Annotated in this window: 11 protein-coding genes; 3 read left to right on the forward strand and 8 right to left on the reverse strand. The window is 45.0% G+C overall.

The annotated features are described in order from the left end of the window. Window positions 1-16: 16 nt before the first annotated feature. The 5 genes from I2I04_RS14955 to I2I04_RS14975 form a co-directional block, all read right to left on the reverse strand. Window positions 17-1,078, reverse strand: coding sequence for a sensor histidine kinase (locus I2I04_RS14955; protein WP_195655361.1), 1,062 nt, complete (start codon window positions 1,076-1,078; stop codon window positions 17-19). Window positions 1,079-1,116: 38 nt separating this feature from the next. Further along, entirely contained in the window at window positions 1,117-2,337 is a 1,221-nt protein-coding gene (locus tag I2I04_RS14960) for an ABC transporter permease (RefSeq protein WP_195655362.1), read from the reverse strand. A gap of 177 nt (window positions 2,338-2,514) precedes the next feature. Beyond that, window positions 2,515-3,258, reverse strand: coding sequence for an ABC transporter ATP-binding protein (locus I2I04_RS14965; RefSeq protein ID WP_195655396.1), 744 nt, complete (start codon window positions 3,256-3,258; stop codon window positions 2,515-2,517). A gap of 48 nt (window positions 3,259-3,306) precedes the next feature. Beyond that, the gene (locus I2I04_RS14970; protein WP_195655363.1) at window positions 3,307-4,530 is read right to left on the reverse strand and encodes an efflux RND transporter periplasmic adaptor subunit; all 1,224 of its coding nucleotides are present in this window, start codon (window positions 4,528-4,530) and stop codon (window positions 3,307-3,309) included. A 47-nt stretch (window positions 4,531-4,577) separates the two neighbouring features. Continuing rightward, on the reverse strand, window positions 4,578-5,975 hold the full coding sequence (locus I2I04_RS14975) for a TolC family protein (RefSeq protein ID WP_195655364.1): 1,398 nt from the start codon (window positions 5,973-5,975) through the stop codon (window positions 4,578-4,580). Window positions 5,976-6,193: 218 nt separating this feature from the next. On the opposite strand from I2I04_RS14975, the gene I2I04_RS14980 reads away from it, so the two are divergent. From I2I04_RS14980 to cydB, 3 genes are read left to right on the forward strand one after another with little or no spacing between them, the layout of a single operon-like run. Continuing rightward, on the forward strand, window positions 6,194-6,430 hold the full coding sequence (locus I2I04_RS14980; RefSeq protein ID WP_143257541.1) for a DUF4492 domain-containing protein: 237 nt from the start codon (window positions 6,194-6,196) through the stop codon (window positions 6,428-6,430). A gap of 20 nt (window positions 6,431-6,450) precedes the next feature. After that, window positions 6,451-7,998: a cytochrome ubiquinol oxidase subunit I gene (locus I2I04_RS14985; RefSeq protein WP_143257542.1), complete on the forward strand. Its 1,548-nt coding sequence runs from the start codon at window positions 6,451-6,453 to the stop codon at window positions 7,996-7,998. A 33-nt stretch (window positions 7,999-8,031) separates the two neighbouring features. Further along, window positions 8,032-9,174, forward strand: a complete 1,143-nt coding sequence (cydB, locus tag I2I04_RS14990) for a cytochrome d ubiquinol oxidase subunit II (protein ID WP_195655365.1) — start codon at window positions 8,032-8,034, stop codon at window positions 9,172-9,174. Window positions 9,175-9,450: 276 nt separating this feature from the next. On the opposite strand, the gene I2I04_RS14995 is transcribed toward cydB, so the two are convergent. From I2I04_RS14995 to I2I04_RS15005, 3 genes are all read right to left on the reverse strand, one after another. Beyond that, the gene (locus tag I2I04_RS14995; protein WP_143257544.1) at window positions 9,451-10,407 is read right to left on the reverse strand and encodes a D-2-hydroxyacid dehydrogenase; all 957 of its coding nucleotides are present in this window, start codon (window positions 10,405-10,407) and stop codon (window positions 9,451-9,453) included. Window positions 10,408-10,546: 139 nt separating this feature from the next. Beyond that, window positions 10,547-11,818 (reverse strand): replication-associated recombination protein A, encoded by a 1,272-nt coding sequence (locus I2I04_RS15000; RefSeq protein WP_143257545.1) that lies wholly within the window; start codon window positions 11,816-11,818, stop codon window positions 10,547-10,549. A 6-nt stretch (window positions 11,819-11,824) separates the two neighbouring features. Continuing rightward, on the reverse strand, window positions 11,825-14,401 hold the full coding sequence (locus I2I04_RS15005) for a DUF5686 and carboxypeptidase-like regulatory domain-containing protein (RefSeq protein WP_195655366.1): 2,577 nt from the start codon (window positions 14,399-14,401) through the stop codon (window positions 11,825-11,827). Window positions 14,402-14,511 lie beyond the last annotated feature (110 nt).

The raw sequence follows: 14,511 nt of genomic DNA on the forward strand, positions 1-14,511 counted from the left end.
CTGAACGTTTTTCTTTCTACTCTCTAATCTTGATACTCAATCTCGATTCGTATACCTTTTCATCTTTTGAGACACCTTTCGACCACGTATAAGCTCCGGGATAAAGAATCTCCAACCGGCGCCTGACTTGTTCCAGTCCCACGCCCGAACCACTCTTATCCTCCACTGTCTTAGGATGATTGCTATTGCGGATTTCACACATCACTTCGTTGGCATTCTCCGAAAGATGAATACTGATGAAACTCGATTCAGTAGGAGAGATGCCATGCTTGAAAGCGTTCTCTATCAAAGAGATAAAGATAAGCGGGGCGATAAGCGTCTGACTGTCGGGCTGAATATCGAATTTAGTAATCATCTGCACGTTGGCGGACAGACGGATGCGCATCAGTTCGATGTAATTGCGGATAAAATCGACCTCCTTACAGAGAGGAACGTATGTCTGCTGGTTATCATATAACACATAACGAAGCAGTTTGCTCAACTCCTGAACGGCTTGTTGCGCTTTGTCCGAATCAAACGCAATCAGTGCATAGATATTATTCAGCGTATTCAGTAGAAAGTGAGGATTCAGTTGGTTCCGCAGGTTCTTCAGTTCCGCTTCCGCACGGTTCCGTTCCGCCTCTTTGCGGGCAGCTTCATTCTGTGTCCATCGGGCACTCATACGGATAGCGGCACTTAGTCCGATAGTGAATACGAGGCTCAACATATCCCTAAGGAAAAACAACCATCCCGGAGGCATCCCCGGCCTTTTACGTTTGGGGACGAATGACGGATCGAACGTCAGGCTTTGCCAAAGATGAAGCAACACGCCGATGGCGCATAAAAAGATAATGTTGTAGACCACATATCTTTTGGCCTGACCCTGGAAAAGATAACGGGGCACGAGAATGAAATAATTCACGTAGAACACAATCATGAAAGAGAGTGGTACGGCAAGATGGCGCATATAAGCCATCCAGTTAATGTTCCCGTTCCCACGTTCGACGAAGAAGAACGGGAAACCGAACATAATCCCCCAGCTGATAATGTGTATCAGTACTTCCAGGGGACGACGTGCGGATGTAAAGGTTTGTTTCATAAAGACAAAGATAATTCTTTTATTGGTAATTATCCATATTATTCGTATCTGATGGCTTCTATCGGATCTAAATCTGCTGCTTTCTTAGCCGGATACCATCCGAAGAAGACTCCTGTAACGGTACATACTGCGAAGGAGAGGAATACACTCCACGGCTGGATATAGATAGGCCAATGCGCTACGCTTTTGACAATCCAGCTGGCTCCGCAGCCGATAAGCACTCCGATGATACCTCCCGTGATGCTAATCATGATGGCTTCGATGAGGAATTGACTTAGAATGTCGACCCCGCGTGCACCGACAGACATACGCAGACCGATTTCACGGGTGCGCTCCGTAACGGATACATACATGATGTTCATAATTCCGATGCCACCTACTACCAGCGAAATACCTGCGATGCAAGCAAGCAGCGTGGTCATCAAATCGGTGGTTGAGTTGAGCATCGTACTCAATTCCTGTTGGGTACGGATGGTGAAGTCATCGTCATCCGAAGCCTTCAGTTTATGGTTGCGGCGGAGGATTGTACTGATTTCGTCAGTTGCATAGTCCGTCATATCCTCGGTGAGGGCAGAGGCAAACACTCCTTGTAAATACGTAACGGCAAGCAGACGTTTCATCACGGTGGTGTATGGCGCAAGCACTACGGCATCCTGGTCTTGTCCCATGGAGTTGTACCCTTTTGCTTTGAGCACTCCTACCACACGGAAGGGTATCTTGCTGAAACGGATAATCTTACCAACCGGATCACTTCCGTCCGGAAAAAGATTGTCTACTATGGTCTTTCCAATCACGCACACTTTGGCCGAACTCTGTATGTCGGCTTCTGTAAACATCTCTCCGTTCTCAACAGTCAGCTGGCGAATATCGAGATATTCTGTTCCGACACCGTTCACCGAAGCCGGATAGTTGTTGTTACCGGCAATGAGCTGTCCCGATGACGAAACATTGGGACTGATGGCAGACAGAAAACTTGTCTCGTCGCGTAAGGCCTCGTAGTCGGCCAGCTTCAAGGTCTGCATCGCAGACGGGTCCTGCCGGACACCTCCACGCATATCGGCTCCCGGATGAATCATAATCATGTTCGATCCCATCTCGGAAATCTGCTGCTGGATGTTTTTCTTCGAACCTTGTCCGATAGCCAGCATCGTGATGACGGAAGCAACACCGATAATGATACCGAGCATGGTTAGAAAAGCACGCAGCTTATTGTTCGCCAATGCCCGGAGAGCTATCTTAAATAAATTAGTTCCATTCATGTTTATAAAGTTATGGAGTTATTAATGGGGTTCTGAAGGTATAAGGCTATTATAAGGTTATAAAGTTATGAGACTGTAAAATGTTGGCGTGATGCTCTAAGCATATCATCTTATAACTTCATTGTTTCTTATCACATGAATTGCTTCTTATAACTTCATTACTCCTTATCACATTAATTAATCCTCGTTGTTTTTCGGCAATGTAGCGAGCGCTTCGGCGGCAGACAGAATTTTCGGATTGGCAGTATCCTCGATAACCTGGCCGTCACGCAGACGGATATTCCGGCTGCTATATTGCGAAAGTTCGGGATTATGTGTCACAAAGATAATCGTACGTCCCTCTGCATGAAGTTTCTGAAACAGTACGAGTATCTCAAAAGAGGTACGGCTATCGAGGTTTCCGGTCGCTTCGTCGGCAAGAATCACTGCGGGGTTGTTAACCAATGCACGTGCAATAGCCACCCGTTGCATCTGTCCGCCGGACATCTGGTTGGATTTGTGTTCCAAACGATCCCCCAATCCTACGGCCTGTAAAGATTCGATAGCGCGACGACGACGTTCGGAAGCACTGACGGCAGAGTTATACATCAGCGGTAGTTCTACATTTTCAACAGCCGTTGTTTTAGGCAACAGGTTGTAACTTTGGAACACGAACCCAATCTTCCGGTTTCTTAGTACCGCACGTTGAGGCTTGCTCATCGTACGTACAGGGATATCATCGAGCAGATACTCTCCGCTGGTCGGGGTGTCCAGACAGCCTAATATATTAAGCAGCGTGGATTTTCCCGAACCGGAAGTCCCCATGATGGTGACAAACTCCCCTTCATTGATGTTGAACGAAACGCCCCGCAATGCGTGAACGGTCTCGTCGCCTACCTGAAAGTTACGTTTGATATTCTGTATTTCAATTACTTTTTTCATCATCAATAATGTGCTAATATGCCAATAACGGATTGGCACATTGAATAATTATTTTTTCTTCTTTTCACCCGGACGGCTGGGCATAAACGGACTTCTTTCTCCGCCACCTTCCTGATTTCCTTCAGCCGCTACGTTTTCGCCGGGCATTGCGCCTATAGTAGCTTCGGTCACTACCTTTGTCCCTTCGGAAATACCGCTGACAATCTCTGTGGATATACCGTTGCTGATTCCGATTTTTACCGGATGAGCCGTGAATGTGGTTCCTTCACGTGTCCATACTTTATGTTCGCCTTCGCAGTCTTTCACAATGTCATTCTTGCCGATTAACGGTTCTTCCGGATTGAAACGCAAGGCTTTGTTTGGAACGGATAGTACACCTTTTTTATCAAGAATATAAATGGTTATGTTGGCGGTCAGACGTGGTTTTAGTTTCAAGTCCGGATTGTGTGCAGAGATTACTACTTCGTATGTGACTACCGTGCTGGTGCTGGAACTCGTACTGCTGGTGCTATTTGCATCTCCCAGACGAATCTGTGTAACCACTCCTTCAAATATGTCATTCGGATAAGCATCTACCGTAAAACTGGCACGCTGTCCTTCTTCAATACCACCTATATCAGCTTCGTCTACATCAGCTATCACTTGCATCTTTGTCAAGTCGGCAGCGATGGTGAAAAGAGTTGGGGTTTCGAATCCGGAAGCGACGGTCTGACCTTCTTCCACGTCACGGCTGATTACTACACCATCGATGGGTGAAGTTATTGTAGCATAGGACAGGTTGCGTTCTGCTTTCGCTAAAGAAGCTTTGCTGCTGTCATAGTTGCTTTTTGCTTTCTGATAGTTATAGAGGGCCTGTTCGTAATCCGTATCGCTGATGAGCGATTTCTCGTGTAGTCCTTTGCTGCGTTGGTAGTTCTTCTCTTGATATTCGTATTCGGCTTTTGCACCGTCATAAGTAGCTTGCTGTAATGCCAATTCGCTTTGCAGCGTGATGCGGTCCATTTCAGCAATAAGTTGCCCTTTGGTTACTACCGAATTGTAATCTACGTGAATCTTGTCGATGATACCGGAAACCTGCGTACCGACTTCTACTTCCGTCACCGGTTCGATCGTTCCGGTAGCAGTCACCGAATTTGAAATATCACCTTTACTGACAGTAGCGGTGACATACGTCACCTTATGTTTGGCGGGTGAACCGGTAAAGAGCCATATTCCTGCTCCTACAGCCACAACGACTGCTACGGCGATTAGAATAATCTTTTTCGTTTTCATTCGTTTATTATGCTTTTACTAAATTTATAATGCTGTTTTTATATTCTTTATAGAACTAATTGATCTCCCTGATAGAATTTCAGCAACTGTGTATTCAGTATGGCCATATATTTAGCCTGAAGCTGTTCCTGCTGTGCTTGCAGCAAGTTGTTCTTTTCAGTAAGGAGTTCTACGGTATTCTTCATTCCCAGATTAAACTGTTCGCTAATCAACTCATAGCTGATTTGTGTACTTTTCAGCTTTTCGTTTGCGGCTGCATAACGCTGCTGTGCGCTGTTGGCATCCAGCCAAAGGCTTTCAATGGTTTTGTACAGTGCCTTTTGTTCGTCCAGCAAGGAAAGCATACTTGTTTCGTACTGCAATTTAGCTTTTTGTACGGCACTTTTCGTTTGACGGTTATTGAAGATAGGCACACTGACAGACAGTCCGATAGAGTTGTTCCATCCGTTCTTCACTTGTTCTCCGAAGGTGAAGTCGCTACCGCTGGTATGGTTAGTCCCGATTCCTGCGCTAAGACTGATGGTAGGGAAATAGCTCGATTTGGCAATATCGATACCCAGTTCGGAAGCCTCTACATTCAGTTTGCTCGCTTCAATCTCCGGACGAAGGCTTAATGCGCTGATGTACACATCTTTTTTAGTAGGCAGCGGAGCCAGCACATTTTCGTCGGACAGGGCAGGGAGGTAGATGTTCATTTCATTCTCCCCATCCAGTTCGAGCAGTTGTTTCAGTTGCAATTTGTAATCTTCAAGAGTGGCTTGCGCGGTGACAAGTTGGTATCGGTCCGTACTCACCTGTGCTTCCAGTTGTGCGAGGTCACTTTTGGCAATACTTCCGGCATTCAGAAGTTCCTGTCCGCGGTCGCGCTGCGCAATGGAAACTTGCAGGGTGTTTTCGTTTACTCTGACAGATTCGGCTGCATAAAGAATCTGGATATACACTTGGGCGATGGATTCCTGAATATTATTTTCGGAAGTCGCCACATCCAGCTCGGCCATCTGATTGTTCAACTTTTCCTGTTGGATGGTCTTCAGCCGTTTATTACCATTATATAGAGTCCATGAAGCATTCAATCCATAATTACCGTTGTAGCTCGTTTTGCTGTTGCTACTGATAATTTCGCTACCGCTCACCCGGCTACTCGTCTCCTGGTACGGACGATTCACCACCTGTTGGCTGCTAGAAAACGAAAGACTGGGGAACAAGGCAGCTTTAGCTGTCTTCACATCAATCTGCGTGCTGGCCGCAGTTATCCGGTTTTTCCGAATCGTGATGTTCTGCTCCTTTGCATAGTCGATGCATGACTGCAAATCCCATTGAACCGGAATCTTCGTTTCTTTCAGCGTATCGACTTGCAGCGGAGAAACCTGGGCAGATATGCCGGACAGCATACCTGCTCCAAGAAATGTCATCACTGTCAATCTTCTTACATTTATCATATTCATACTTCTATTGATTTACTGTTAGCGAAGGTACGTACATATTATATATGCCGCAAAAACGATAGACGGATGACGTTATTTCGCCGTTAAATGATTTTTTTCTGTCGATAGGTAGTTTTTTGAAGAAAAACACGACAAATCTTGCAACTTTTTTGACTACTTGTTTGTTTTAATTATAAAAAATGTATATTTGTACTCATTACAAATTATAACGTAAACATATGAAGAATACACTGCTTACGATCTGGAACTTCTATTTGGAGGGCTTCCGTAGTATGACCTTAGGGCGCACCCTATGGGTTATTATATTGCTGAAATTGTTCGTCATGTTCTTCATCCTCAAAATGTTCTTTTTCCCTAATTTCCTCGGTGATCACCCCACCGATGCCGATAAAGGTACATACGTGGGAAATGAACTGATAGAACGTGCCATCCCTGATAAATCTACTGATTTTTAACTCTTAAACTACATAGGATTATGATTGAAAGTATTGACACCTCGCTGATCGATTGGTCGAGAGCCCAATTTGCGATGACAGCCATGTACCACTGGATTTTTGTTCCCCTCACACTCGGACTGGCAGTGGTGATGGGAATCATGGAGACGTTGTATTATAAAACAGGCAATGAATTTTGGAAAAAGACTGCCCAGTTTTGGATGAAACTTTTCGGTATAAACTTTGCCATCGGTGTGGCAACGGGGTTGATTCTGGAGTTTGAGTTCGGTACGAACTGGAGCAATTATTCGTGGTTTGTAGGCGATATCTTCGGTGCTCCGTTGGCTATTGAAGGTATTTTGGCATTCTTCATGGAAGCTACGTTTATCGCGGTCATGTTCTTCGGATGGGAGAAGGTAAGTAAACGTTTCCACTTGGCTTCCACTTGGCTGACAGGATTGGGAGCTACGATTTCCGCCTGGTGGATTCTCGTTGCCAACGCATGGATGCAGCATCCGGTAGGCATGGAATTCAATCCTGACACTGTCCGTAATGAGATGGTCGATTTTTGGGCGGTGGCTACTTCACCTGTAGCGGTCAATAAGTTCTTCCATACGGTATTGTCCGGCTGGGTGTTGGGTGCTATTTTTGTAGTCGGTATCAGTTGTTGGTACTTGCTGAAGAAACGCAATCGTGAGTTTGCGCTGGCCAGCATTAAGATTGGTGCGATCTTCGGATTGGTGGCATCCTTGCTTTCTGTTTGGACGGGTGATGGTTCCGGTTATCAGATTGCCCAGACACAACCGATGAAACTGGCTGCTGTGGAAGGTCTGTATGAAGGTGGCACCAATGTCGGTTTGGTCGGAATAGGGGTATTGAACCCTGAAAAGAAGACTTACAACGATGGGAAAGATCCTTTCCTCTTCCGTTTTGAAATCCCGAGTATGCTTTCTTTCCTTGCCGAGCGTAATGTGGACGGCTACGTTCCGGGCATTACGAATATCATCGAAGGCGGTTATCAGTTGAAAGACGGATCGAAGGCTCTCTCCGCTGCAGAGAAGATAGAACGTGGTAAAACGGCTATCGGTGCGTTGGCTGCCTATCGTGCTGCAAAAAGTGCAGGACACGAGGAGGATGCGAAGATTGCATATAATGTATTGCAGGAAAATATTCCCTATTTCGGCTACGGATATATCAAAGATGTGAACCAACTGGTTCCGAATGTTCCTCTCAACTTCTATGCATTCCGTATAATGGTAATCTTGGGCGGATATTTCATCCTGTTCTTTATGGTCGTTCTTTTCTTTATCTATAAAAGGGATTTGAGTAAGATGCGCTGGATGCACTGGATTGCTCTACTGACAATTCCTTTGGGTTATATCGCCGGTCAAGCCGGATGGGTGGTGGCCGAATGTGGTCGTCAGCCGTGGGCTATCCGCGATATGTTGCCTACGATGGCTGCTATCTCCAAACTGGATGTAAGCTCCGTGCAAACCACGTTCTTTATCTTCCTGTTCCTGTTTACAGTGATGCTGATTGCAGGTGTCGGAATTATGGTGAAAGCTATCAAGAAAGGACCGGACGCATAATACTTAATACTTATTACTTAATACTTGAAACTTATGTATATATTTTTGCAACAATATTGGTGGCTTGTCGTTTCCTTGCTGGGAGCCATACTCGTGTTCTTATTGTTTGTGCAGGGAGGTAATTCATTATTGTTCTGTCTGGGTAAAACCGAAGAGCATCGTAAGATGATGGTGAATTCTACCGGGCGTAAGTGGGAGTTTACGTTTACTACATTGGTGACGTTTGGAGGGGCTTTCTTTGCTTCTTTCCCGTTGTTTTACAGTACCAGTTTCGGTGGTGCTTATTGGCTTTGGATGATTATACTTTTCAGTTTTGTATTGCAGGCTGTCAGTTATGAGTTTCAGAGTAAGGCAGGAAATCTGTTAGGCAGAAAGACATATCAGACTTTCTTGGTGATTAATGGGGTAGTAGGTCCTGTGTTACTTGGCGGGGCGGTGGCTACTTTCTTCACCGGTTCTGATTTTTATATTAATAAGGCTAACATGACAGATACCATTATGCCGGTAATCAGTCATTGGGGAAATGGCTGGCACGGATTGGATGCGTTGACGAATATCTGGAACGTAATTCTCGGATTGGCTGTTTTCTTCCTTGCACGTGTATTGGGATCACTCTATTTCATTAATAATATTGATGATAAAGAGCTGAACGATAAATGTCGTCGTGCAGTACGCAATAACACAGTCTTGTTCCTTGTATTCTTTTTGTCATTTGTCATTCGTACATTGGTGTCCGAAGGCTTTGCCGTTAATCCGGAAACACAGGAGATTTACATGCAGCCATACAAGTATCTCACTAACTTTATCGAAATGCCGATAGTGCTGGCTTTATTCCTGATTGGGGTGGTACTGGTTCTTTTCGGTATCGGAAAGACATTGCTTAAAAAGACCTTTGATAAAGGTATCTGGTTTACAGGAATCGGTACAGTACTGACTGTTTTGTCTTTGCTATTGGTAGCAGGATATAACAATACTGCCTATTATCCGTCATACACTGACCTGCAAAGCTCATTGACATTAGCCAATAGCTGCTCCAGTGAATTTACACTGAAGACAATGGCTTATGTTTCCATTCTTGTTCTGTTCGTGATTGCTTATATTTTCTACGCTTGGCGTAGTATCGACCGGCATAAGATTACCGAGAAAGAGATGGATGAAGGAGGACACTCATACTAATAACTTTGTCCATACACTACTATACACTCATACTTTGTCCATATAGAATTTTGAAATAGAGATTCTTGTCGGAACAAATAAACTCCCCTTGTTTAACATCACTCTAAGTCATGGTAGAGAGATGAAATAAGGGGAGTTTTTTATATATTATACTCAGCAGTGTGTCAAAACACATTTCTTTAGAAAAATACCTCTGCCACACATTGAACTGTGACAGAGGTAAATCTTTCAATTTGGGCATTATGACACCCTCATTATGAATAACACTAATGCTAATTATTTATTGACTACATTTTCCGGTTTGCCAGAAATGTAAGCCTGAAGGTTACTGATTGCAATATTCATCAGACGTTCGCGAGCCTCTATGGTTGCCCAGGCAATGTGCGGAGTGATGTAGCAGTTCTTCGCTGTCAGCAATGGATTGTCGGCACAAGGCGGTTCGGTAGAAAGCACGTCTACGCCGGCTGCATAAATCTTACCGCTATTCAAAGCATCTGCAAGATCTTGTTCGTTGATAAGCGGTCCGCGACCGGTATTGATTAAGATGGCTGTCGGCTTCATCATAGCAAGACGGCGTGCATTAACCATTTCGCGTGTCTCCGGGGTAAGCGGGCAGTGCAAACTGATAATATCGCATTCTTTGAACAATTGATCCAAATCCATCTTCTTGATTTCCGGTGGCAACTGGAAGTGAGATTTAGAAGTCAATGCGTACACTTGCATACCGAAACCGATAGCAACACGTGCTGTGGTATATCCGGTGTTTCCCAGTCCTACCAGACCGATTTTCTTTTCCCGAAGTTCCATCAACGGAGTATCCCAAAAACAGAAATCCTTGTTGTTTGTCCAACGACCTTTGTGCACTTCTTCAGAGTGGTGTTGCACTTGTTGAGTGATGTTCAGGATATGTGCAAATACCATTTGAGCAACGGAAGCGGTGCTGTATGAAGGGATATTAGTAACGACGATTCCCCGTTCTTTGGCAGCAGCTGTGTCTACCACGTTGTATCCGGTAGCCAATACACCGATATATTTCAGTTCGGGCAGTGCAGCCATGTGGTCTGCATTGATGATTACCTTGTTAGTCAGAATTGCTTCTGCACCGGCTGCACGTTCTAATACCTCTTCCGGAGCTGTACGATCATAAATTGTACATTCTCCAAGAACTTTCATACCTTCCCAGGATAAATCTCCGGGATTGGCGGCATAGCCGTCTAAAACTACAATCTTCATTTCAATTTCAATATTAATAATAAGTTATACGTGTTTCCCTAACAATATATTGATATTTTAGGCATGGATTACACGGATTTCACGTTTTCTTTAGATATGCTTTGCATAAAGCATCAGTGTAACCCGTGCCTAAAATATCTCATTTTTTAAATTTGTCTCCCCACAACTGTATCATCCGTTCGGTATGCTTCTGCTCTGCCGGATTGTTTTGCGGTTGCCATATCCGTTTGTCTTTCAGTTCGTCCGGAAGGAATTGCTGTTTGACAAAGTTACCTTCATAGCTGTGTGCATATTTATATTCCTGTCCGTAGCCCAATTGCTTCATCAGTTTAGTCGGAGCATTGCGCAGATGTAAGGGGACAGGCAGATTGCCGGTTGAACGGACTAACTCCAGTGCGTCATTGATCGCACTGTATGCCGAATTACTTTTCGGACTGGTAGCCAGGTAAATCGTTGTTTCAGCTAAAGGAATCCGTCCTTCGGGCCAGCCGATTTTCATCAATGTATCAAAGCAGGCGTTAGCGAGAAGCAGTGCGTTCGGGTTTGCCAAACCAATGTCCTCGGCAGCCGAAATCACCAGTCGGCGGGCAATGAAAGCAGGATCTTCGCCTCCTTCCACCATACGGGCAAGCCAGTAGATCGCTCCATCGGGATCGCTGCCACGAATAGACTTGATGAAAGCGGAGATAATGTCATAATGCATTTCCCCATCCTTGTCGTATGCCAGCGGATTCTGTTGCAACCGTTCGGTCACCATTTCATCGGTGATGACGACAGTCTCTTCCGTTTCCGATTGAACAACGAGTTCCAATATATTAAGCAGCTTGCGGGCGTCTCCACCGGAGAAGCGCAGCATAGCCGTTGTTTCTTTCAATTCAATTTTGCGCTCCTTCAATACGGAATCCGTAGTGATGGCACGTTGCAGAAGTTCCAATAAGTCTTCCTTCTCCAAAGATTTGAGCACATAAAGCTGGCAACGGGACAGGAGAGGGCGGATGACCTCAAACGACGGATTCTCCGTTGTTGCGCCAATCAGCGTGACTGTTCCGTTCTCTACCGCTCCCAACAGAGAATCCTGTTGCGACTTGCTGAACCGATGGATTTCATCGATAAACAGAATCGGGCTGGACTGTGAAAAGAAACGGTTGCTTTTGGCACGTTCTATTACTTCGCGCACATCCTTCACACCGGAAGTTACGGCACTTAACGTATAGAAAGGAGTTTCCAGTTTGTTGGCAATGATTTGCGCAAGGGTTGTTTTACCCACTCCGGGAGGTCCCCAGAGAATAAACGAAGAGATGCGTCCTGCGTCAATCATCTTCCGCAAGATAGCCCCCGGTCCAACTAAATGTTTCTGACCGATATAATCATCCAAAGTTTTTGGCCGTAACCGTTCTGCTAGTGGTTGCATAATTTTTTAGAATACCATTAATACCATGAAGCGGATACCGTTTTTGTTGATACCCGGATTATCACGATAAGTGAAACGATGTACATATTCGACGTGCAGCAACTTGAAAATGTTGTAGATACCTACACTTGCTTCGACATACGGCACTTTCGGGTCCATCACGAAACTGGTGAACTTACCGTCGCGTGTCGGGAAACGGAACAAATCGGGATTGTTGCTCTTGAACGGATTATTCTTGTCTGTCAATGTCCCCCACAAAGCACGTACACGGAACATTTCCCTCCATTTCAGGTTCTTGATGAGAGGAATACGGTTGAAGAGTTTTCCATTCATGTCGTATGATAATGACATGGAAGCATAACGGTCGTTCAGGAATTCCATGTTATTGATCAAGTTGAATGTTTCGCGCTGGGTGATGTAGGACAAGTTGGCCTCCGGCAGGATTAACAACGGGAAAGGAACCGTGTTCCATTCTGCGCCTGCTTTCACGCTGCAATCAATCTTTCCCCAAGAAGCCGGGAGCCAGAAACGTTTCCACACACTTGCTTCCGTACGGTTAAAGTTGTAATCCCCACCCAATACGCCTTTGAAACCCATAGCATGAGTGAGCGTAAAGATAGGAGCGTCCAGCGACACAGGCACGCGGCGTTGTTTGGAGTTGACAAATGATTCGCCCGGCGCATAGCGCAGCGTCAGACTAGCTTCGGAAGTCGTGACATCGTGCACACGGGTTTGTGCGGCATCATTGCGCAAATATTCCAGTTTGCCGGTAGGCTCGTCGTTACGGTGTCGCAACATGGCTTTCACTCCGAATCCGGTCAGCGTTTCGAGCTCATAATTGATGGTGGCGTCGCGCATATACGACATTTGGTCTACTGTCGTTGTCTTGACCGACAGGAAGATATTATCTTTATCCGTGAACAGGAATTTGTCCATCGGAGACATTACGTCATAACTGTACGTGGCCGAAAGATAATGTTTCGGGAATTCCCAGACCACATAATCGCGTTTGTTGAACGAATAGGTCACCGTTCCGCTATATTTCCAGCGTTCGTCTTTCAGACCGTATGCTCCGTATCCGCTCAAGAACCAGTGCTTGTCGAAATGAGCCGTAGTCATACCGCTCAACCGGAAACGGGTACCGTCAATGTAATTGCTCGAAATCATGGTGTTGATAGGACCGATGTCCACTTTGCTCGGATGTCCTTTGCTTCCTGTCTCCACAAAATTTTCAATCAGCGCTTTCGCTCCGAAGATGATGTATTTGAATCCCGGAATCTGTTCGAGACGGTTGACGAATATGTCCATCGAACTTTCTTTCTTTGTCAATGGTACTTGACGGACACTCGCCCAATACTCATCGCTTTTCGAGAGCATATCCGCTTCTTTTATCACGCTGCCTTTCAACCGGAACAGTCGTTGTTCGATAGGATCAAATTTATAATTACTATATTTCGTGGTTCGTTCCACCTGCAATCCACCCGCTGTTTTGTTGGAATTCCAGGAAAGGTCTACGGTCATGTCATCATCCGCCAATACCCAGTTGCCGTTGGGCAGTTGCTCATACTGTTGCGTGATGTCCATGCGGTTGACAAAGTTGACTCCGGTCTTTTTAGGCAGGTTCATCGTACATTTTTGAACGGCATAAGTAGAATCGTTCAATACATACAGATGTCCGGTGAATCCGAAGTCTTGCGAGTTTTGCGGAACAAAAGTGAGGTGGACACATTCGCGTTTGTCTACCATCAATGTATCCATCAGATAATATTTATAAAATGAGATGGCATTGTTACCGATCGGACTAACGAAACGCTGCTGGAGCAACCGGATATCATCATCGTAGATATTGATGTCGGCAAATACGTCTTTCAGTACGGTGCCGAGCATATCTCCTGTAGAGAAGAATTCTTCTATACCATTGGAGTTCTTGCCCTTGATAATCGTTTTCTTGTTTTCGGGATTTTTGCGGTAGATGGTTTGCGACGACGTTTCCTGTACGGAAATAGGGAGAATCAACTTATTGGTTGTTTCCGACACTTCCACCTGATCTCTTAAAAATGAATATTTCTTGTAGATACCTTTTTCGAGCTTTTCCGGTGTGAGGTCGTTGATAGACATTTTCATCTTCTCGTACTTGTCGTACTGATAGTACTCGTTCACTTCGAGGACTTGTGCCTTTTTGTGTTCGATTACCTTCTTCATGAATTCCACTGCCGGATTGTTTTTGCGGGAATATTTCTCCTTTTGAGGTTTCACGACAACCTCGTTCAGAAGCACATTGTCCGGAGCTAACTTAACGTTCACTGTCTGATTGTTGGAACCAACCCGAACCGTTTTACTGATATAACCTACAGCGGAGAACACCAGTGTTCCTCCGTTTCTGCGGGCTTCAAGACTGTATTCTCCGTCAATATTGGTGATGGTACCCATATCTCTCTTTTCCTGGTAGTAAACAGAAATATACATCAATGGCTCGTGGGTAACTGAATCAGTGACTACCCCTTTAATTTGCTGCGCAAAAGCATTGGAAGCTACCAATACGAGTAAGAACAGTATAAGTATTTTGTTATATCGTTGTATCATAACGTTCGTAGTAGGGCTGCAAAGTTAACAAATAACTCTAAGGATAACAGAATATATAACTTTTTTTACCCATCGTTTTTGGTTATTTACAAGCATATATCGTCCGATAA

The organism is Bacteroides sp. 1001136B_160425_E2 (genome assembly GCF_015559655.1).
Classification (GTDB): Bacteria; Bacteroidota; Bacteroidia; order Bacteroidales; family Bacteroidaceae; genus Bacteroides; species Bacteroides luhongzhouii.